General features: G+C 73.4%; 15 protein-coding genes and 1 pseudogene. 12 read left to right on the top strand and 4 right to left on the bottom strand.

What is annotated here, in order from left to right; genetic code table 11:
* Positions 1 to 2: 2 nt before the first annotated feature.
* From ACZ7OY_RS20605 to ACZ7OY_RS20585, 5 genes are all read left to right on the top strand, one after another.
* Positions 3 to 1,019 (top strand): asparaginase, encoded by a 1,017-nt coding sequence (locus tag ACZ7OY_RS20605; RefSeq protein WP_471912684.1) that lies wholly within the window; start codon positions 3 to 5, stop codon positions 1,017 to 1,019.
* 187 nt (positions 1,020 to 1,206) lie between these two features.
* Positions 1,207 to 2,142 (top strand): glutaminase, encoded by a 936-nt coding sequence (locus ACZ7OY_RS20600; RefSeq protein WP_351607512.1) that lies wholly within the window; start codon positions 1,207 to 1,209, stop codon positions 2,140 to 2,142.
* 74 nt (positions 2,143 to 2,216) lie between these two features.
* Positions 2,217 to 3,557 carry a hypothetical protein gene (locus tag ACZ7OY_RS20595; protein WP_471912683.1) on the top strand — a complete coding sequence of 447 codons (1,341 nt, stop codon included), beginning with the start codon at positions 2,217 to 2,219 and terminating at the stop codon, positions 3,555 to 3,557.
* 390 nt (positions 3,558 to 3,947) lie between these two features.
* The gene (mptB, locus tag ACZ7OY_RS20590; RefSeq protein WP_471912682.1) at positions 3,948 to 5,342 is read left to right on the top strand and encodes a polyprenol phosphomannose-dependent alpha 1,6 mannosyltransferase MptB; all 1,395 of its coding nucleotides are present in this window, start codon (positions 3,948 to 3,950) and stop codon (positions 5,340 to 5,342) included.
* The gene (locus tag ACZ7OY_RS20585; protein WP_471912681.1) at positions 5,339 to 6,850 is read left to right on the top strand and encodes a glycosyltransferase 87 family protein; all 1,512 of its coding nucleotides are present in this window, start codon (positions 5,339 to 5,341) and stop codon (positions 6,848 to 6,850) included. The genes mptB and ACZ7OY_RS20585 overlap by 4 nt, the downstream gene beginning before the upstream one ends.
* 11 nt (positions 6,851 to 6,861) lie before the next feature.
* Here the strand turns inward: ACZ7OY_RS20585 and ACZ7OY_RS20580 are convergent.
* Together ACZ7OY_RS20580 and rho are read right to left on the bottom strand one after the other, a co-directional pair.
* Positions 6,862 to 7,842, bottom strand: a pseudogene (locus tag ACZ7OY_RS20580) (D-alanyl-D-alanine carboxypeptidase family protein); the annotation flags it as partial.
* 99 nt (positions 7,843 to 7,941) lie between these two features.
* A complete protein-coding gene (gene rho / locus ACZ7OY_RS20575) occupies positions 7,942 to 9,087 on the bottom strand; it encodes a transcription termination factor Rho (protein ID WP_471912680.1) in 1,146 nt (381 codons plus the stop codon).
* 534 nt (positions 9,088 to 9,621) lie between these two features.
* On the opposite strand from rho, the gene ACZ7OY_RS20570 reads away from it, so the two are divergent.
* Together ACZ7OY_RS20570 and ACZ7OY_RS20565 are read left to right on the top strand one after the other, a co-directional pair.
* Entirely contained in the window at positions 9,622 to 13,449 is a 3,828-nt protein-coding gene (locus ACZ7OY_RS20570; RefSeq protein WP_471912679.1) for a S8 family serine peptidase, read from the top strand.
* A 114-nt stretch (positions 13,450 to 13,563) separates the two neighbouring features.
* The gene (locus ACZ7OY_RS20565; protein WP_471912678.1) at positions 13,564 to 14,568 is read left to right on the top strand and encodes a helix-turn-helix domain-containing protein; all 1,005 of its coding nucleotides are present in this window, start codon (positions 13,564 to 13,566) and stop codon (positions 14,566 to 14,568) included.
* Between the two features lie 75 nt (positions 14,569 to 14,643).
* Here the strand turns inward: ACZ7OY_RS20565 and ACZ7OY_RS20560 are convergent, their stop codons facing one another.
* Complete coding sequence (locus tag ACZ7OY_RS20560; protein ID WP_471912677.1) at positions 14,644 to 15,093, bottom strand: MarR family winged helix-turn-helix transcriptional regulator; 450 nt, start codon at positions 15,091 to 15,093, stop codon at positions 14,644 to 14,646.
* Positions 15,094 to 15,219: 126 nt separating this feature from the next.
* Here ACZ7OY_RS20560 and ACZ7OY_RS20555 point away from each other — a divergent pair, with 126 nt between their 5' ends.
* The 4 genes from ACZ7OY_RS20555 (at position 15,220) to ACZ7OY_RS20540 (ending at position 18,457) form a co-directional block, all read left to right on the top strand.
* On the top strand, positions 15,220 to 16,053 hold the full coding sequence (locus ACZ7OY_RS20555; protein WP_471912676.1) for an alpha/beta fold hydrolase: 834 nt from the start codon (positions 15,220 to 15,222) through the stop codon (positions 16,051 to 16,053).
* A 105-nt stretch (positions 16,054 to 16,158) separates the two neighbouring features.
* Positions 16,159 to 16,881, top strand: a complete 723-nt coding sequence (locus ACZ7OY_RS20550; protein WP_471912675.1) for a YciI family protein — start codon at positions 16,159 to 16,161, stop codon at positions 16,879 to 16,881.
* A complete protein-coding gene (locus ACZ7OY_RS20545) occupies positions 16,878 to 17,204 on the top strand; it encodes a YciI family protein (protein WP_471912674.1) in 327 nt (108 codons plus the stop codon). The genes ACZ7OY_RS20550 and ACZ7OY_RS20545 overlap by 4 nt, the downstream gene beginning before the upstream one ends.
* Positions 17,195 to 18,457: an RNA polymerase sigma factor gene (locus ACZ7OY_RS20540; RefSeq protein WP_471912673.1), complete on the top strand. Its 1,263-nt coding sequence runs from the start codon at positions 17,195 to 17,197 to the stop codon at positions 18,455 to 18,457. The genes ACZ7OY_RS20545 and ACZ7OY_RS20540 overlap by 10 nt, the downstream gene beginning before the upstream one ends.
* 71 nt (positions 18,458 to 18,528) lie before the next feature.
* Here the strand turns inward: ACZ7OY_RS20540 and ACZ7OY_RS20535 are convergent, their stop codons facing one another.
* Entirely contained in the window at positions 18,529 to 18,927 is a 399-nt protein-coding gene (locus tag ACZ7OY_RS20535; RefSeq protein WP_471912672.1) for a nuclear transport factor 2 family protein, read from the bottom strand.
* Positions 18,928 to 19,023: 96 nt separating this feature from the next.
* Between ACZ7OY_RS20535 and ACZ7OY_RS20530 the strand changes: the two genes are divergently transcribed.
* A complete protein-coding gene (locus ACZ7OY_RS20530) occupies positions 19,024 to 19,770 on the top strand; it encodes a class I SAM-dependent methyltransferase (protein ID WP_471912671.1) in 747 nt (248 codons plus the stop codon).
* Positions 19,771 to 19,803: the final 33 nt, after the last annotated feature.

Genomic DNA, 19,803 nt, shown 5'->3' with positions numbered 1-19,803 from the left:
TGATGCACAGCAACGACCTCGCGGACGCCCCCGCGACCCGTGAACCCCTCCACGCCCCCGTCGCCCACCTCATACGCGCCGGGATGATCGAGGGCACCCACTACGGTTCCGTCGTCGTCCTCGGCCCCGAGGGCGAGGTCCGGTTCCAGCTCGGCGACATCGAGGCCGCCTTCTATCCGCGCTCGGCCCTCAAGCCCGTCCAGGCCGTGGCCATGGTGCGGGCCGGGCTGCCGCTGGAGGGCGAACTGCTCTCGCTGAGCGCCGCGAGCCACTCCGGCGAGGAGCGCCACCTCGCCGGCACGCGCCGGATCCTGGAGCGGGCCGGTCTCACCGAGGACGACCTGCGCAACGTGCCCGACCTGCCCTACGACCCGGTCGTGCGCGACAACTGGGTGCGCGAGGGCAGGCTGCCGTCCCGGCCGGCCCAGAACTGCTCCGGCAAGCACGCGGCCATGCTGTACACCGCCAGGCTCAACGGCTGGTCCCTGCACGACTACCTCGACCCCGGTCACCCCCTCCAGCGGGCGATCGCCGCGAGCGTGGAGGACCTGACCGGCCAGCGCGTCGCCCGGGTCACGGTCGACGGCTGCGGCGCCCCGCTGTTCGCCGTGTCCCTGCACGGCCTGGCCCGCGCCGCCGCCCGGATCGCCTCCGCGCCGGCCGGCAGCCCGGAGCGCCGGGTGGCCGACGCGATGCGCGAGCACGCCGAGATGGCCTCCGGCAGCGGCCGGGACGTGGCCGGGCTGATGCGGGCCGTCCCCGGTCTGCTCGCCAAGGACGGCTTCGAGGGCGTCCAGGTCGCCGCGCTCCCGGACGGCCGGGCCGTCGCCGTCAAGATCGCCGACGGCGCGAACCGCGCCCGGGTCCCGGTCGCCGCGGCCGCTCTCGCCCACGCCGGCGTCGACCCGGAGCTTCTCACCGCCTTCGCGGGCGAGACCCTGCTGGGCGGCGGCGAGCCGGTCGGCTGCGTACGACCGGTCCGCGCACTGGATCCGGCACCGCTGTCGGCCTGCGCCTGAGCGGTACCGGACCGGCTGCCGCCGCCGGCCCGCGCCCGGTCGCATCCGGCCGACGACGCCTCCGCACCGGAGGCGACCAGGGGCCGAGGGGCTGAGGTCGGGGATCCGAGGCCGGGGGCGGGGAGCGGGCTCGATGGCGGGCCCGGTCCGTCCCGTGGTGGCGCGTCCGGAGCGGTCCGGAGGGAGAATGGCGATCATGACGACGTCGTCCCTCACGTTCCAGCCGGTGCTGGAGCGCATCGCCGACGAGATCGAGCGCACCCCCGGCCGCGGCCGGCCCGCCGACTACATCCCGGCACTGGCCGCCCGCGACCCCCGCAGCTTCGGGATGGCGGTGGCGGAACTGGACGGCACGGTGTACGGGGTGGGGGAGTGGCGCGAGCCGTTCTCCACCCAGTCCGTCACCAAGGTCTTCACCCTCGCCCTCGACCTGGCCCGCGAGGGCGACGCCCTGTGGGAGCACGTGGGCCGCGAGCCCTCGGGCAACCCCTTCAACTCGCTGGTGCAACTGGAGTACGAGCACGGCATCCCGCGCAACCCGTTCATCAACGCCGGGGCGCTCGTCGTCACCGACCGCCTGCTGACCCGTACCGGCGACGCGGCGGGCGAACTGCTCACCTTCCTGCGGGCCGAGAGCGGCAACCCCGGTCTGTCCTTCGACCAGGAGGTCGCCGCCTCCGAGACCGCGTACGGCGACCGCAACGCGGCTCTCGCGCATTTCATGGCGTCCTACGGCAACATCGACAACCCGGTGCCCCTGCTGCTCGACCAGTACTTCCGCCAGTGCTCGATCACGGCCTCCTGCGCCGACCTCGCCCTCGCGACCTCCTTCCTGGCCCGGCACGGCATCCGGGCCGACGGCACCCGGCTGCTCACCCGCAGCCAGGCCAAGCAGGTCAACGCGGTCATGCTGACCTGCGGCACCTACGACGCGGCGGGCGACTTCGCCTACCGCGTGGGCCTGCCCGGCAAGAGCGGGGTGGGCGGCGGCATCATCGCCGTGGTACCGGGCCGCTGCACGCTGTGCGTATGGAGCCCGGGGCTGGACGAGCGCGGCAACTCGGTGGCCGGGGTGGCCGCGCTCGACCGCTTCACGACACTCACCGGCCTGTCGGTCTTCTGATCTCACAGCAATCCCGAAGTCCGCGCACAGAAAAGCAGTTGAGCGGGTTTCGGACGGTCGGCGAAGATCGCGGTATGTTCTCGCGCCGGAATCGCCGTCCCAAGTCCGCGGAGCCCCGTCCGAACTCTCCCGAGCTGACCGAGGCCTGGGAATCCCTGGACCAGGGAGACATCCCCGGCGCCCTGCGCTCACTGCGGGCGCACGCCGAGCCCCTGCCGCCTGGCGAGGTCGCCGTCGTCGTCGCACGGGCCGCCCGCGAGGCCGGCTTCGACGACCTGCACACCGCCGCGACCGCGCTCGCCGCCCGCCCCGACCGGGCGCAGGAGCTCTACTCCTACGGATACGCGTGCGTCGAGCGCGGCGTGTCCTATCTGGCGATACCCGCCCTGCGCCAGGCCCTCGACCGGGTGCCCGACTCCGGGGCGGTGCTGCGTGAACTCGTCTCCGCGTACGAGCGCGAGGGCAGGCATCCCGAGGCCGCCGACGCGCTGAACGCACGTGAGAGCGCCCTGAACGACTGGCCCGACCGCTATCTGCTGGTCTACAACGCCCTCATGGCCGGCGACCTGGAGCTGGCCCGCCGTCAGCACGCGCTGCTGCCGGACCCGGAGGACGAGATCTGGCTGGGCGCCCAGGACCGCCAGCGGCGCATGCTGGAACGGGCCGCGGTGGCCGGGCCGGTCACTCCGCTGGACCCCCGCGACCTGCGGGGCTGGCAGTTCGTGATGGGCGGCACGGTCCTGGGGACGCTCTCCCCGTACGGCTTCGACGTCGGGATGACCGGACGGTTCGCCTGGCTCCAGGACAGCCACGACCTGTGCCTGCGCGGGCTGCTGCGGCTGCGCACGGTGCTGGCGGCCGCCGAGGTGGGTCCGCGTTCGGTGTCGCTGCTGCCCGGCCGCGGCAGCCGCATCCTGGGCCTGGCCGCCGCGGAGATACTGGACCTGCCGGCCGTGGAGTTCGCCGCCGACCGGCAGGACACCGTCGTCATCGCGTACGACCTCGACGAGGTGGCCCGTGCCGACCAGGGCCCCGAGATCATCGGGCAGCTCCTGGAACGGACGCCCGGCCAGGTGCTGCACGAGCACGCGAGCTCCTGGACCGACTGGCCGGTCGTCACCGCGGACAGCGTCACCCTGCTCCACCAGTCGGTGCGGGCGCCGTGGGACGGACAGCTGGCGGCGGGGCAGGACGGCACGCCGGAGCACGGTGCGCCCGACGACCGTCCCGCGGAAGAGGTCTGCGCGGAGATCGTGGCGGCCGACCCGACGCCCGACGAGGGCGACGGCGCCACACCCGCCGACCCCGACGACCGCTTCGCGGACTTCGTGACCGCCGTGCGGGGCATCTGGCTCCAGGGGAACAGGACCGGCCTCCGCTCGGCCGGCCCGGTCCGCAGCTCCCGGTTCGTCTGACGGCCCCGGCCCGTCCCGCACCGACGCCTCGTCTGACGGCCCCGGCCCGTCCTGGACCGACGCCTCGTCCGAGGACCTCGGTCCGTCCGGCGTCCTCGGTTCGCCCGCCGCTCTCCGCCGTTCGATGTCTTCGGTCCGTCCGGAGCATTCGGTCCGTTCGCTGCCCTCGGTCCGTCCGGCGGACCCCGCTCGCCGGGTGCCGGCGGTCTGTCCGACGGACCCGGTTCGTGCGGCGTTCGCGGTCCGTCCGGCGTTACGGGGGCGTGAAGTTCGAGGTCGTCCGGTGATCCCGGCAGCCGATCACGCGGCGGTCACGCGTAGGTCGCCGGGTGGCAGGCGGTGTGTCGCCTTCCGGCCATCCGGCGTTGACACGCTGACCGAGTGTTGGCCATGGCATTTCCCGTCGATCTCCGCCGCTGCCAGGCTCTGGGCCTGGCCGGTACCGCCGTCCTAGCGTTGGGCGGTGAGACGGCCGGTGCGCTGCCGGCCCGGGAACTGCCCGCCCCGGCTTCGATCCAGGCCGCTGTCGGCCTGGTCGGTGTGTACTTCGGCGTCGTCCTGCTCATAGCGGCCTGGGTGCTGCTGGGCCGTCTGGTCCGCAGCGCCGACCCGCCGAGCCCGCGCGCCCTGCTGCTGGTGCTCGCCGTCTGGGCGGCGCCGCTGCTGATCGCGCCGCCGCTGTTCAGCCGGGACGTCTACAGCTATCTGGCCCAGGGCGCGATGGTCGACGCCCACATCAACGTCTACACACACGGCCCCGCACAGCTGGGCGGCCCGCTCGCGGAGGAGGTCGCCCCGCTGTGGCAGCACACCGCGGCCCCCTACGGTCCGGTGTTCCTCGGCGTCGCCTCCGCGCTGTCCGGCCTGACCCGGGGCGAACTCCCCGCCGGACTGATCGGCATGCGGCTGGTCGCCCTGTTCGGGGTGGCCCTGATGGCGGCCGCGCTGCCCCGCCTGGCCCGCCACTGCGGGGCCGATCCGGGCGCCGCCCTGTGGCTGGGCGTACTGAATCCGCTGGTCCTGCTGCACCTGGTCGCGGGCGCCCACAACGACGCGATCATGCTCGGGCTGCTGGGGCTCGGCCTGGTCGCGGCCCTCGGTGCCTGGCCGATCCTGGGGGCGGTCCTGGTCACCCTCGCGGCGCTGGTCAAGGCACCGGCGGCGCTCGGACTCGCCGCGGTGGTGATGCTCCAGATCCGGGCGGGCCGCCGTCCGGCCCGCGCCCTGGTGACGACGACGGCCGCCTGCGCCGCCACCACGGTCGCCGCGACCGCGGTCGCGGGCACCGGATACGGCTGGACCGGCGCCCTGGGAACCCCGGTCTCCCCGCACAACTGGGCGCTGACCAGCCTGTTGGGCAGCGCCACCGGAGCCCTCCTGAAGCGGCTCGGCAGCGACCTGGCGCCGCTGGCGATGCCCGCCTGGCACGTGCTCGGCCTCGCCGTGACCGGGATAGTCGTCCTCGCCATCTGGTGGCGGCTGCGCCCGCACCCCGTGTACGCGCTCGGCCTGAGCCTTGCCACGGTGGCCGCCTTCGGCCCGGCGATCCGCCCCTGGTACGCCCTGTGGGGCCTGTTCCTCATAGCCGCCGCCGCGCCCAGCACCTCGGTACGCCACCGGGTGGCGGCCGTGACCGCGGTGCTGGCGCTGGCCGTGCTGCCCAGCGGCGGACCGGCCGACGTCGGGCAACTGGTGCTGGCGGTCTCGGGCGGGGCCCTCGCCCTGGTCGTCCTGTGGCAGGCCCATCTGGCGGCACACGCACCGGCTCTCGGACGGACGGCATGAGATCACCTCGCACCGACGCGGCCCGGCTCCTGGTCGTCCTGGCCCTCGCGTCCGCCGTGGCAGTCTTCACCGCCACGGTCCCCCTGCTGCGCGACTGGTTCGACCTGCGCGTCTACTACGGCACCGTGGACAGCTGGATGCACCACGGCGGCCGGATCTACGACTACCAGGTGCCCGGCACGACCTACGGCTTCACCTACCCGCCGTTCGCGGCCGTCGTCATGCTGCCGATGGCCGTGCTCGGCCTGCACACCGCGGTCGTCGTGGCCCTGCTGCTGAACCTGCTGGCCCTGGCGGCGGCCCTGCGGATGCTCACCGGCCGGGCGTGGCGTCGCCACGGCTGGTACGGCTGCGCCCTGGTGCTGTGCGCCCTGGCCCTGTTCGAGCCGCTGCGGGACACCTTCAGCTTCGGCCAGGTGAACCTGCTCCTACTGGCGCTCGTCCTCGCCGACGGCTGGCTGCTGGCCACCGGGCGGGGCCGCTGGGCCGGTGTGGGCATCGGTCTCGCGGCGGCGGTCAAGCTGACGCCCGCGCTGTTCATCGGCCTGCTGCTGGTGGCCCGGCGGTGGCGGGCCGCGGCGGTGGCGACGGCGGTCGCGGCCGCGGCGACCGCGCTGGCCGCCCAGGTGGACCCGGACGCCTCGCGTTTCTACTGGACCGAGGCGCTGTGGGACACCACTCGGGTGGGCCGTCTCGACTACATCTCCAACCAGTCCCTCCAGGGGATCCTGGCCCGCCTGGGTGTCCTGGACCGCGCGGTCTGGGCGGCGCTGGTGCTGGCGGTGCTGGCCGTGTGGGCGCTGCGGTCCCGGCGCGCGGTGGCGGCCGGTGACTGGCAGGCGGCCTTCGCGCTCACCGGGCTGACCGCCTGCCTGGTCAGTCCGATCACCTGGGTGCACCATCTCGTGTGGCTGCTGCCGTCCTTCGTGATCCTGGTGCGCAGCGGGCGCCCGCGGGTCGCGGGCGCCCTCTACGCGGTGCTGTGCAGCAGTGTGGTGTGGCTCTGGTTCGACGACTCCTCCGGCGTGGACGGCTTCGTCGGCGGCAACACCTACGCGTGGATCACCCTGGGCCTGCTGCTCTGGCTGCCGGTCGGTCAGACCTGCGGCGGACGCGATTCCTTCGACCGCAGCAGCGTCAGCGTCAGCACCATTGCCAGCGCGCCCGCGCCGAGGCCCGCGGCTCCCGGGATCACCCAGGTCCGCAGCCACCTGGCACGGTCCTCGGAGACGACGGGACGGGCGAGCGGCACCGCCGTGGAGCCGGCGCGCGGTACAGCCGTCGATCCGGCGCGCGGTACAGCGGTCGATCCGGCGCGCGGTACCGCGGTGGAGCCAGGGCGCGGTAGCGCGGTGGAGCCGGCGTTCGGTAGCGCGGTGGATCCGTCGTTCGGCGCGGGCCGCGGCACGTCCAGCGACCCCACGGGGTCGACCCGGCCGGCCGCCTCGAACCCCCAGTCGAGCAGTTCGCGGGCCTCCTCGTACACCGCCAAACCGCCGCCCTCCTGAGGGTTCATCACCGTGACGACCAGGGTCCGTCCGTTCCGCTTCGCGGCGGCGACGAGCGTGTTCCCGGCGTTGCTGGTGTAACCGTTCTTGATGCCGATCAGCCCCGGGTACGGCGCCACCCCGTCCTTGCCGGTGAGCAGCCGGTTGGTGTTCGCGATCCCGAACGACGAACCGGCGCGGCCCGGGAAGCGGGCCTCGACCGTGCGGCAGTACTGCGCGAACTCCTTGTTGCGCAGCCCCTCCCGGCCGAACACGGCCAGGTCGTACGCGGAGGAGACCTGGCCCGGTGTGTCGTAGCCGTCGGGGGAGACGACGTGGGTGTCGCGGGCGCCGAGGGCGCGGGCCTTCGCCTGCATCAGGGCGGCCGTGGTGTCCCAGCCCCCGCTGAGCGAGGCCAGTACGTGCACGGCGTCGTTGCCGGAGTTGAGGAACACACCGCGCCACAGGTCGGCGATCCGGTAGGTGTCTCCTGCCTCGACCCCGACGAGGCTGCTGCCCGATCCGATGCCTTCCAGCTCCTTCGGCTGCACCGTGTGTTCCAGGCTGTCGGGCAGCAGCGGCAGCACCGTCAGGGCGAACAGGGTCTTCAGGGTGCTGGCGGGCGGCAGCCGGCGGTGCGCGTCGTGGGCGGCGAGGACCTCGCCGGTGCGGGCGTCGGCCACCGTCCAGGACAGCGCGGAGACCTCCGGGACCTCGGGTGCTCCGGGACGGAGCCGGACCTGCGTGCCGGACTGTCGCAGCAGATCGGGCTGCTCCGCCCCGGTCCGCGCACCTCCCGCGACCCCGGGGCCGGCTCCGGGTGCCGAGCTCGCCCCGGAGTTCGTTCCGGTCCCGGAGTTCGTTCCGGTCCCGGAGTTCGTTCCGGTCCCGGAGTTCGTTCCGGTCTCGGAGTCCGTTCCGGCAGCCGTCGCCACGGGTGCGAGGGCGAGCACGCCCGCGGCACAGAGCGCGCAGACCGATCGAGCCAACCGAGGTGAGAATCCGATTGTCATACTGCAAACCTAGAAACGGACCGCTCCGGGGTCGCGCTGTGAGGGCCGAACGCGCCCCGCGAGCACCCGGATGCCGCACGCGGGGGAGGATCGGACGGCTCAGGCGTCGGGCAGCGTCGGCTGGATCCGGCGCAGGAAGGCCGCGTTGTCCGGGGTCGTGCGCAGCCGCTCCAGGAGGGTCTCCAGGTTCGCGTGGCCGTCGCGGGTCAGCAGGGCGCGTCGCAGCCCGCGCGTCGCGGCCAACTCGGCCGGGGACAGCAGGAGTTCCTCGCGACGGGTGCCGGAGGCGGCGATCTCGACCGCCGGGAACACCCGGCGTGCGGCGAGTTCGCGGTCCAGGCGCAGTTCCATGTTGCCGGTGCTCTTGAGCTCCTCGAAGAACAGGTCGTCGGCGCGGGATCCGGTCTCGACCAGGGCGGTGGCGAGGATGGTGAGCGAGCCGCCCTCCTCGGCCTGGCGGGCGGCGCCGAAGAGCCGCTTGGGCCCGTGCAGCGCGGCCGCGTCGACACCGCCGCTGAGGGTGCGGCCGCCCGTGCCGGCGGCGTTGTTGTGCGCCCGGCACAGCCGGGTCAGCGAATCGAGCAGGACGACGACGTCCTCGCCCGCCTCGACCAGCCGCTTGGCCCGTTCGACGACGAGCTCGGCCAGCGCGATGTGCTGCCGGGGTGTCCGGTCGAAGGTCGAGGCGTACACCTCGCCGCGCACGGAGCGCCGCATGTCGGTGACTTCCTCGGGGCGCTCGTCGAGCAGGACCACCATCAGGCGGCACTCCGGGTGGTTCCCGGCGACCGCGGCGGCGATCTGCTGGATCAGCACGGTCTTGCCGGTTTTCGGCGGAGCCACGACGAGCCCGCGCTGGCCCTTGCCGACGGGGGCGAGCAGATCCATGACCCGGCCGGTGAGCCCGGACGCGGGGTGCTCCAGCCGCAGCCGCTCGCGCGGATGCAGCGGGGTGAGGTCCGCGAAGTTCCGGCGGCGGCGCGGCTCTCCGGGCGTACGGCCGTCGACGCGTTCGACCTCGGCGAGGATGCGGCTGTCGCCGCGCACCCCCTTCACGAGGTCGCCCTTGCGCAGGCCGTGGCGGCGGATCAGGGCGGGGGAGACCTGGAGGTCCTCGGGGGTGGGCAGGCAGTCCGCGGCACGCAGGTGCCCCTTCCCGCCCGCGTCGATGTCGAGGACACCGGTGACGGCCGGGGCGGCAAGGGTCTGCTGCCGGAGGGGAGGGTGCGGAAGTGTGGTGGTCATCGGGTGCGGTCCTTTCGCGGACGGCGGCATGGGACATGCGTGAGGGAGAGGGGAAGGGCCGCGAAGGGAGAGGCGGTCGTGCGCGTCTCCGGGCGGCGGGAACCGCGCCTCGGGCGGCGGAAGAGCCGTCTGCGCGAGCAGTACGGCCGCGTCGGCGAGGTGCTGCGGAAGAGCTGGCGCGCCTGCCGGCAAGGGGAGGGGCGGAGCAGCAGAGAGAGATGGATCGGCATCGGCTCCCATGAAGGGCGTGCACTGATGCTCGCTGCACTGTAGCACACGAAGGGTTGACAGGGCGTCGGAACGTAGGGGCCGCGGGGCATCGGAACGTCGGCCGCGGGGCATCGGCGGGCGGCTGCGGACCGACGGTGGGGGCAAGTCCGGAGTCGGCCGGGAAGGGCCGCGGAAACAGCCCTCAGCAGGCAACTCCCTTGGCCCGCAAGCACGTAGAGCACGGTGGCACATGTGGGACGTGGCGCTTTCGCGCCACAGGTCTGCTGTTCCCCCCGCAGGTTTCCGACCGGTAGGAACCGCAGCATGACTTCCCTCATACCTCCCCGCCGCAGACGTCGGCGGGCACTCGCGGCGGCGGTCGGCACCGTGGCCGTCCTGACGTCACTGGCCGGGCCGACCGGCCCCGCGGTGGCGAGCGTGGCGACGAGTGCGGACGCGGCCCACCCCGCCGCGGCGGCGGACACCACGGACACCGGCGTACACACCGTCACCCTCCTCACCGGTGACGTCGTACGCGTCACGCAGGCCGGCGGCGGCCAGCAGACCGCGGACGTGACCCGACCGAGCGGCGCCACCGGCGGCGTGCGCACCGAGACCGTCGACGGCGACCTCTACGTCTACCCGGACGAGGTGCTGCCCTACCTGGCCGCGAACCGCCTCGACAAGCGGCTGTTCGACGTGACCTCCCTCATCGAGCAGGGCTACGACGACGCCCACAGCGACGGCATCCCGCTGATCCTCAGCTACGGCGCCAGGGCCACGACCGCCGACCGGACCACGCCCACCGGCGCCACCAAGGTGCGCTCCCTGCCGACCATCCGCGGCGCGTCCGTCCGGGCCGCGAAGAAGCGCGCCCGGACGGTGTGGAAGTCGGTCGCCCCCGCGGCCGCCGCAGCCGACGCGGCCGACACCCCTGCGCCCAAGCTCGGTGACGGTCTGTCCAAGATCTGGCTGGACGGCCGGGTCAGGGCCACCCTGAAGGACAGCACCGCGCAGATCGGCGCGGACACCGCCTGGGCGAAGGGCTACGACGGCAAGGGCGTCAAGGTCGCCGTACTCGACACCGGCGCCGACCTCAACCACCCCGACCTCAACGGCCGGATCGGCGAGTCGCAGAGCTTCGTGCCGGACGAGACGGTCCAGGACGGTCACGGCCACGGCACGCACACCGCCTCCACCGTCGGCGGCAGCGGCGCCGCCTCCGACGGCGCCGAGAAGGGCGTGGCGCCCGGCGCCGACCTGCTGGTCGGCAAGGTGCTGGCCGACGGCGGCTACGGCCAGGACTCCTGGATCATCGCCGGCATGGAGTGGGCCGTCGACCGGGGTGCCCGGGTCATCAGCATGAGCCTCGGCTCGTCCGAGCCGTCCGACGGCACCGACCCGATGAGCCAGACGGTGAACGAGCTCACCGAGAAGAGCGGCGCGCTGTTCGTGATCGCGGCGGGCAACTCCGGCTCCGAGGCGAGCATCGGCAGCCCCGGTGCCGCCGACGAGGCACTGACCGTCGCCGCCGTGGACTCCGCCGACAAGCGGGCGTCGTTCTCCTCGCAGGGCCCGCGCCTGAACGACTACGCCCTCAAGCCCGACATCTCCGCCCCCGGCGTGAACGTGCTCGCGGCCAAGGCGGGCGGCAGCGCCGCGACCGGCTGGTACCAGACCATGAGCGGCACCTCCATGGCGACCCCGCATGTCGCCGGAGCCGCGGCGATCCTCGCCCAGGAACACCCGGACTGGAAGGCACGGCAGCTCAAGGACGCGCTGATGAGCACGTCCAAGGAGCTGACGGCGTACACCGCCTACCAGGTGGGTTCCGGCCGCGCCGATCTCACCGCCACGACCGCCGCCACGGTGACCGCGACCGGCTCGGCCTACTTCGGCCTCGACGCCTGGCCGCACACCGGCACGGCGCCCGTCGACCGCACGGTGACCTACACCAACACCGCTGACTCCGACACCGAGCTGCACCTGGCGCTGAACGCCACCGTCGCGGGCGGCCCGTACGACACCGACCCGACCGCCGGCAAGGGCACCCCGGCCCCCGAGGGCATGTTCACCCTCTCCGCCGACACCGTGACCGTACCCGCCCACGGCACCGCGACCGTCACCACGACCGCCAAGCCGGGCCTGGGCGCCGACGGCCGCCGCTACCTCGGCCAGATCACCGCGAAGGACGGCTCAGGCGCGACGCTCACCCGCACCCAGGTCGGCCTGTACCGGGAGGACGCCCGCCACAGCCTGAACATCTCCCTCAAGGACCGTTCCGGCAAGCCCACCGCGGGCTGGGTCGAGATCCAGCGCCTCGGCAGCGACGAGGACCCGTACCCCGTCACCATCGACGACAGCGGCAAGTTCACCCTGCGGATGCGTGAGGGCTCCTACAGCCTGCTGACCTACCTGCCCGTGGCCGGCAGCCACGGCCCCGACTCGGTCGGCATGGCCGTGATGGGTGACCCGGAGGTCACCCTCGACCAGGACCGCGACGTCGACCTCGACGCGAGCCAAGCCCGTGAGGTCACCGCGGAGGTCCCGCGCCGGACCGAGGACCGGACGCTGTCGATGAACTGGTACCGCGCGGACGGCGGGCCGAACAACCAGTACGGCTACGGCACCTTGGAGGTGCAGTACCTGCTGGCGCCCACGTACGACAGCATGTTCGTGCTGCCCACCCGCAAGGTGAAGACGGGAACCTTCGAGTACGAGACCCGCTGGCGCAAGGCGTACCCGCTGATCAGCCTCACCGACGACGGCCGTCCGGTCCAGGTCATGGGGCAGACGCGTTCTGTCGCGTACGACGGGAACAAGCGCCTGGACGCCGTCTGGGCGGGCACCGGCACCCCCGACGAGTACGCGGGATTGAAGGTCAAGGGCAAGGCCGCCCTGGTGACCCGCTCGGACGCGATCACCGCCTCGGCACGCGCGCAGGCGGCGGCCGACGCCGGGGCCGCACTGCTGGTCGTCGTCAACGACCGGCCGGGCAAGCTGCTGGAGTCCGTCGCAGGCTCCGGTGCCAAGAGCGCCGTGCCGGTGGTCTCCGTGACCGCCCGGACCGGGGCGCCGCTGATCGCCGACGCCGAGCGCGGTCGGCTGCGACTGGATGTCGCGGGGGTGCCCAACTCCCCCTACCTGTACGACCTGTCCGACCCGCACACCGGACAGATCCCGTCGACCGGACTGACCTACCGTCCCCGCCCGTCCGACCTGGCCACGGTGGACATGCGGTTCCACGGCGCCACCACCACGCCGAGCGGCGAGTACCGGTCGGGCTTCCGGCCGTACCGCAAGTACGGATCCGGGACGTACCTGCCGCTGGACGTCCCCGGCACGCGCATCGACTACCTGTCGGCGCAGCCGGGAACGGAGTGGGTGGAGACCGTGGGCACCGGGCCTTCGATGATCCTTTCCTCGCAGGAGACGCGGACCGCGTACAAGCCGGGTTCGCGTCAGGTCCGCGACTGGTACGGGCCGGTGACGCACCCCGCCAATGGCGGCACCTACTGGTGGTCGTACCGGCAGAAGAGCTTCCTGGCGTTCAACGTCCAGCCATGGTCGGACAGTGGCGCGGGCCACGGCGGCGTCATCCAGAGCGGCTTCGACAACACCACCGTCCGCCTGAAGGCGTCCCTGGACGGCACCCTGCTCAAGACCATCAACTCGTCGGCCGTCACGTTCTCCGGCCTTCCGGCCACGCCGTCGGTCTACACCTTCGACCTGACCGCCGACCGAGCCGCGGCCACCTACCGGCTGTCCACCCACACCCACACGGTCTGGCAGGTGCACTCCGACCCGGTCACCGACCCGACGGTGATCGACCGGATGGCCGTGCTGCAGATGGACTACGGGGTCGACACCGACATGGCGGGTGACGCTCGTGGCGGCCGCCAGACGCTCCGGCTCACCCCGCGTCACCTCGACGGCGCGGCAGGCGCCGGGAAGATCCAGGGCGCGACGCTGTCGGTGTCGTACGACGACGGCGCGACCTGGAAGCCGGTTACGGTGACCGGCAAGTCTGGTACCTGGACCGCCTGTTACGACGCTCCGCACCAGGGCTTCGTCTCGCTGAAGGCCGAGGGCTGGGACGACGCGGGCAACCGCATCAGCCAGGAGGTGATCCGCGCCTACGGTCTGAAGTAGGGCGCCACAGAACGGATCCGGAGGCTGTCGGACCCCGTCGAGTCACCCCCGGTGACTGACGGATCGACAGCCTCCGTATCCTCGTCGGGACTTCACCGAACACGAGGAGGTCCCGTGCTCTCGGTGCTCGGGCTCGGCCCGGCCGAGGAGGAGATCTACCGTCTCCTGGTGTCGCGGGCAGGCGCGACCGCCGACCGGCTCGCGGACGAGACCGGCCGTGCGCCCGACGAGACACTGAAGCTGCTCGCCGCGCTGGCCGGCCGCGGCCTGGCCGCGGCGGCCACGGACGCCGACGACGGCGCCGACGGCGAGCCCGGTCCGGCCACGGTCTTCACCGCCGCACCCCCGGCCGTCGCCCTCGGCGGAACACTGCGGCAGCGCCGTGACGACCTGCGGGCCGCCGAGGAGGCGCTGCTCGCGCTCACCGAGGAGTACCGCAACGCGGCGTCCGGCGGCAGCATCGTCGAGGTCATCACCGACCCCGGTGCGGTACGGCACCGCTTCATGCAGCTCCAGGAGTCCGCCCGGCACGAGATCCGGGCCATGATGGTGCCCGAGTCCACCGTCGTGCGGCGCGAGCACAACACCGCCGAGGACGCCGGGGTGCGCCGCGGGGTGCTCTACCGCACCATCGTGCAGCGCGACATGCTCGGCCAGCCCGGCATGGTCGGCGAGGCCCTGGCCGCCCTGGCGTCCGGCCAGCAGGTCAGCGTCGCCGACTCGGTCCCGGTGAAATTCATGATCGCCGACCGTGAGCTGGCCATGCTCCCGCTGCTGCCCGGCCGCCGTACCGCCCCCGCCTCGATCCTGGTGCACCACTCCGGGATGCTGGAGGCGTTGATCGCCTACTTCGAACTCGCCTGGGAGCGGGCCTATCCGCTGTCGCCCAACACGGTGGACGGGGACGGCGTCACGGAGGCCCGCCCGGACGGCCTGGACGAGATGGACACCCGCGTCCTCGCCCTCGTCCTAGCCGGTCTCACCGACCAGGCCGCCGCGGGCCAACTCGGCGTCTCCCGGCGTACGGTGCAGCGCCGTATCGGCGAACTGATGCTCAAGGCGGGGGCGGAGAGCCGCATCCAGCTCGGCTGGATCGCCGCCCGCCGGGGGTGGGCCTGACGGCCGAGAGGTCCGGCGGCGGCCCGTCCGACGTGGACCGGCGGGCCCGGCGTACGCGCCGGCCCACTGACGGACTCAGTGCGCGCGGCCCGGGATCCCGGGTGACAGCCGCGCGGCGAGCTGCTCCAGCAGGGCCACCGTCCGCGCGATGTCCTCCGCGTCCTCGGTGCCGAGCGCGGCGCCGAGCGCCCCGTCGACCGGTGTGGCCGCGACCTCCGCGCGACGGCCCTCGACCTCCGGGTTCTGGCGCAGCAGGGTGCGCCGACGGTCGGCGGGGTCGGGCGTGGCGAGCACCGATTCCGTCTCCCTGAGGCGGGCCGTGCAGCCGGAGACCGCGCTCTGCGGCAGGCCCGTACGGGCCGCGATCTCGCCGACGGTGGTGTCCGGGTGGGCGTACACGTCGAGCATCACGACCAGCATCGACCGGGTGCCGGTGGCGTAGTCCTCCAGCCCCTCGGTGGGGATGGCCTCTTCGCCGATCTTCATCAGGGTGCGGCCGAGAAGGAACAGTTCCACTCCGTTCATGGCCCCAGATTACATCAAGACTGATGCATCGAAGCTGATGCATCAGTCTTGATGCATCAGAAAAGATGGACTACTTTCGGAGTGCCACCTCGACGTCCGGGGGGCAAGTCGACGAAGGAGTCCGTCATGACCGCCGTGCACAAGGCCGCCCTGGCCGTCCCCGGCGCCACCCTCCACTACGAAGTCCGCGGCAGCGGTCCGCTGTTGCTCGTCTCCCAGAGCGGAGAGGGCGACGCCAACCGCAGCGACGCGATGGTCGACCACCTCGTCGACCGCCACACCGTGGTGACGTACGACCGCCGCGGTCTGTCCCGCAGCGTCCTCGACGATCCGGCGCGCGGCGCCTCCCTCGACGAGCACGTCGACGACGTGAACCGGCTGCTCGCCCACCTCACCGACGAGCCCGCCCGGATGCTGGGATGCAGCATGGGGGCGGTCATCGGGCTCCGCCTCGCCCGGCGCCACCCCGGCCGGCTGGCCGTGCTCGTCGCCCACGAGCCCGCCGTTCCCGGTCTGCTGCCGGACGCCGAACGGCTGCGCACGCACCGCGAGCTGGACGAGATGCGCCTCGTCTTCCAGCGCGACGGCTGGCTCGCCGGGGTGCGCCGGATCGGCGAGCTGCTCGGCATCGACCTCGCCCGCCAGGAGAGCGAACCCGGCGCCCGGCTCGCCCCGTTGGACGCCTCACGCGAAGCCGACTTCCGCTTCTTCATCGAGCACGACGCGCCGACCATGCGGAACGCCGAACTCGCCGCCCACGAACTGACCGCTCTGAAGAACGGACCCGTCCGCATCGTGCCGGGAGCCGGACTCACCGCCCCGCGCACGGTCTTCGACTACCGCTGCGCAGAGGAACTCTCCGCCGGACTCCGCACCGGACTCGTCCACTTCCCCGGCGGCCACAACGGCAACATCACCCACCCCAAGGGCTTCGCCGAGGTGCTGCGCGGGCTGCTGTGAACCGGGGGAGCACCCGGCCTCCCGCTTTTTTCCGCCCCGGTGTCGATCCGGCGGCATGCCGTTCGTCGGTGGGGTGTAGGAAGCTCGTGAGTACCGGGAGGAACCATGAAGTACATGCTGCTGGTCTGCGGGGACGACACCGTCGACGCCTCGGACATGGCACCCGTCGAACCCTGGGTCGAGGAACTCGGTGCCGAACGCGGCGTACGGCTGCACGGCCATCGTCTCGCCAGTCCCGCGGACGCGGTCACCGTGCGGGTGCGCGGCGGCGAGGTGCTGCGCACCGACGGCCCGTTCGCGGAGACGAAGGAGTACGTCGCCGGTTACGACGTCCTGGAGTGCGACAGCCTGGAGGAGGCGGTCGAGGCCGCCGCGAAGCACCCGGTGGCCACGATCGGGGCCATGGAGGTACGCCCCTACTGGGAGGACGAGGACGCCGAGGGCGCGATCCGCCGCCTCGACGCCGAGCTGACCGAGGCCGCCGGGCAGCGGGACGTCGAGCGGGCCCTGGCCTGCTACACGGCCGACGCCGGGATCGTCCTGCCGGACGGCGGCCCCAGCCCCCTCGACACCGAGGCCCTGCGCAAGACCCAGCAGGCCGCCTACGCGGATCTCGTCGGCCCGGTGCGCCGCGAGGTGCTCTCCTTCCGTCTGCGCGTCGACGAGAGCGTCGCCTTCGCCCACGCCCTGGTCCGGATCCGCGCCGGCCGGGCCGACGGCACCCCGCTGGACCGGACCCTGCACGTGACCACCGGCTACCGCGCCGTCGGCGAACGCTGGCTGATCGCCCACGAGCACGTCTCGGCCCCCGCGGACGGCGGGTCGTGAGGTACGCCCTGCTGGTCTGCGTGCCGCCGGCCGACGACGGGCGGACCGGGCCCGGCCGGATGCGCGGCGGCACCTGGCTGCGCCCGGCCGCCGACGCCACCACCGTGCGTGTCGAGGCCGACGAGATCCTGCTCGGCGACGGCCCGTACCGGGACCTCGGCGACGGCACGTCCGGCCCGTTCCCGGACCGCGGCCCGGCCGGTCATGTCGCCGGGCTCGATCTCGTCGAAGCCGCCGACCTCGACGAGGCCATCGCCCTCGCCGCCGCGCACTCCCGGGCGTGCGGCGGTGCCGCGGTGGAGGTGCGGCCGGTGTGGGAGTGACGGACCAGGACGTCACGGAGGCGGTCGCCGCCGCCTTCCGCGAGGAATGGGGCCAGGTCGTCGCCGGGCTCATCCGGCTGACCGGTGACTGGGACCTCGCCGAGGAGTGCGCCCAGGACGCCTTCGCCCAGGCCCTGGACCGGTGGCGGCGCGACGGTGTGCCGCGCCGCCCCGGTGCCTGGCTGACCACCACCGCCCGCCACCGCGCCCTCGACGTGCTGCGCCGGGAGGCGGTCGGGGCGCAGAAGTTGGAGGAGCTGGCCGTGCTCACGCGCACCGACGACCCGTACGGCCCCGAAGACCCCGACGAGGGCAGCGGGGTCACCGACGACCGGCTGCGGCTGGTCTTCACCTGCTGCCACCCGGCCCTGCCGATCGAGGCCCGGGTGGCCCTGACCCTGCGCACCCTCGCGGGGCTCACCACGGCGGAGATCGCCCGTGCCTTCCTCGTCCCGGAGGCGACGATGGCGCAGCGCCTGGTCCGGGCCAAACGCAAGATCCGCAACGCGGGCATCCCGTACCGGGTGCCGCCCGCGCATCTGCTGCCCGAGCGCACCACCGGCGTCCTCGGCGTGCTCTACCTGCTCTTCAACGAGGGGTACGCGGCGACCGACGGCACCGACCTGGTCCGTACCGACCTGTGCGCGGAGGCGATCCGGCTGGCCCGGCTGCTGGCCCGGCTCATGCCCGACGAGCCCGAGGCGCTCGGTCTGCTCGCCCTGCTGCTGCTGCACCACGCCCGCCGGGCCACCCGGGTGGACGCGGCCGGCGACCCGGTCGGCCTGGAGGACCAGGACCGCACCCGATGGGACCGGGCGGCCGTCGAGGAGGGCACGCGTCTCCTGGAGAGCGCCCTGCGCCGGGGCCGTCCCGGCCCGTACCGGATCCAGGCGGCCATCGCGGCCTGCCACACCACCGCGGCCACCGCCGCCGAGACCGACTGGGCCGACATCGCCGCGCTCTACGGCGAACTGCTGCGCCAGGTGCCCACCCCGGTGGTCCGGCTCAACCGCGCGTTCGCCGTCGGCATGGCCGAAGGACCGGACCGGGGCCTGGCACTGGTCGCCGAACTCGAGCGGGAGGGCGACCTGGCGGACTACCACCTGCTCCCGGCCACCCGCGCCGACCTGCTGCGCCGCGCGGGGCGCCCGCTGGAGGCCGCCGAGGCCTACGAGCGGGCGCTGGAGCTCGTACGGAACGCGCCGGAGCGCCGGTTCCTGGAGCGACGGCTCACCGAATGCCGCCCGGCGTGACACCCGCGGTGCGGGACCGCACCGGAGCCGTCACCCCCACGGTGGCCCGGGAGCCGGCGGAGGCGCGCTGATCAGACGGAGCGCGCCTCCGCCTCCTTCGCGATCCGGTCGAACTGCGCGCCCATGGCCGCCGCCAGGGCCTGGAGGCCGGACAGCGGGCGCACCATGACCGTGAACGCGTCGATCAGACCGTCCTCGTCGACATGGATGAAGTCGCAGCCGCTGAGCTCGCGGTCGTCCACGCGCGCGTTGAAGACCAGCGCGTGGTCACGGCCGTCGGCCGACGTGAGCTCACGGTCGTAGCGGAAGTCCTCGAAGACACCGGCGACGGTGCGCAGGATCGCCGCGGTGATCGCCTTGCCCTGGTACGGCTTGAACACCGCCGGGCTGCTGAAGACGACGTCCTCGGCCAGCAGTGCCTCCACGGCGTCGAGATCGCCCGCCTCGACCGCCTCGCGGAACGCGCGCATCGGATCACCCCATAGTCAATTAGTTGAGTATTGGTGGGTCAGAGTAGTCACCGGTCGTCAGCGTGTCCACGGACGGGTTCCTCTACGCTGATCGGGATGTTCAGCCCCGAAGGCCCCAGCCTGCGAGAACTCGCCGTCCAGGCGCTGTCCTCCGTCGAGCACGGCTACGACCTGCTCGCCCCCAAGTTCGACCACACCCCGTTCCGCACCCCGGACTCCGTGCTCGACGCGGTGGCGTCCGCACTGGAGTGGGACGGCCCCGTGGACGACGGCCTCGACCTGTGCTGCGGCACGGGCGCCGGGGTGGACGTGCTGACCCGGGTGTGCCGCAGGAGCGTCACCGGCCTCGACTTCAGCGCGGGGATGCTCGCGCAGGCCCGCGGGCGCACCGCGGGGGCGGGGCCGCGGGTCTCCTGGGTGCGGGCCGACGCCCGCGCCCTGCCGTTCGGCCCCGCCTTCGACCTGGTGGTGAGCTTCGGGGCGTTCGGGCACTTCCTGCCCCCTGAACTGCCGGGCCTGTTCGCCCAGGTCCACTCCGTGCTGCGGCCCGGCGGCCGCTTCGTGTTCCCCGTGGTCGCCCCGCCGCGCCCGTCGTCCCCGGCGTTCTGGACGCTGGCCGGTTTCGACGCGGCGATGCGGGTGCGCAACGCGGTGTGGCGGCCGCCGTTCGTCATGTACTACCGCGCCTTCGGGCTCGGGCGGATACGGCGGGAGCTGGCGGGCGCCGGGCTGCGCATGAGCCTCCAGGCGCTGCCCGAGTTCGGGCGACGGCACGACGGCAGCCCGCGCGCCCGGCTGGTCACGGCCGAGCGGCCCCGCAGGGCGGCGGCCGTCCGGCCGTGAGGGTCCGGCCGCGGCGCCCGGGGCCGATCGGAA

It is taken from the genome of Streptomyces sp. NPDC107559 (assembly GCF_055657365.1).
Note: the sequence above shows the minus strand (reverse complement) of the source record. Positions and strands in the feature narration are given on the sequence as shown.

Bases quoted from the DNA above. Each gene is read 5' to 3' on its own strand.
- ACZ7OY_RS20605 (WP_471912684.1), top strand. From the start codon at position 3: ATGCACAGCAACGACCTCGCGGACGCCCCCGCGACCCGTGAACCCCTC.
- ACZ7OY_RS20600 (WP_351607512.1), top strand. From the start codon at position 1,207: ATGGCGATCATGACGACGTCGTCCCTCACGTTCCAGCCGGTGCTGGAG.
- ACZ7OY_RS20595 (WP_471912683.1), top strand. From the start codon at position 2,217: ATGTTCTCGCGCCGGAATCGCCGTCCCAAGTCCGCGGAGCCCCGTCCG.
- mptB (WP_471912682.1), top strand. From the start codon at position 3,948: ATGGCATTTCCCGTCGATCTCCGCCGCTGCCAGGCTCTGGGCCTGGCC.
- ACZ7OY_RS20585 (WP_471912681.1), top strand. From the start codon at position 5,339: ATGAGATCACCTCGCACCGACGCGGCCCGGCTCCTGGTCGTCCTGGCC.
- rho (WP_471912680.1), bottom strand. From the start codon at position 9,087: ATGACCACCACACTTCCGCACCCTCCCCTCCGGCAGCAGACCCTTGCC.
- ACZ7OY_RS20570 (WP_471912679.1), top strand. From the start codon at position 9,622: ATGACTTCCCTCATACCTCCCCGCCGCAGACGTCGGCGGGCACTCGCG.
- ACZ7OY_RS20560 (WP_471912677.1), bottom strand. From the start codon at position 15,093: ATGAACGGAGTGGAACTGTTCCTTCTCGGCCGCACCCTGATGAAGATC.
- ACZ7OY_RS20555 (WP_471912676.1), top strand. From the start codon at position 15,220: ATGACCGCCGTGCACAAGGCCGCCCTGGCCGTCCCCGGCGCCACCCTC.
- ACZ7OY_RS20550 (WP_471912675.1), top strand. From the start codon at position 16,159: ATGAAGTACATGCTGCTGGTCTGCGGGGACGACACCGTCGACGCCTCG.
- ACZ7OY_RS20535 (WP_471912672.1), bottom strand. From the start codon at position 18,927: ATGCGCGCGTTCCGCGAGGCGGTCGAGGCGGGCGATCTCGACGCCGTG.
- ACZ7OY_RS20530 (WP_471912671.1), top strand. From the start codon at position 19,024: ATGTTCAGCCCCGAAGGCCCCAGCCTGCGAGAACTCGCCGTCCAGGCG.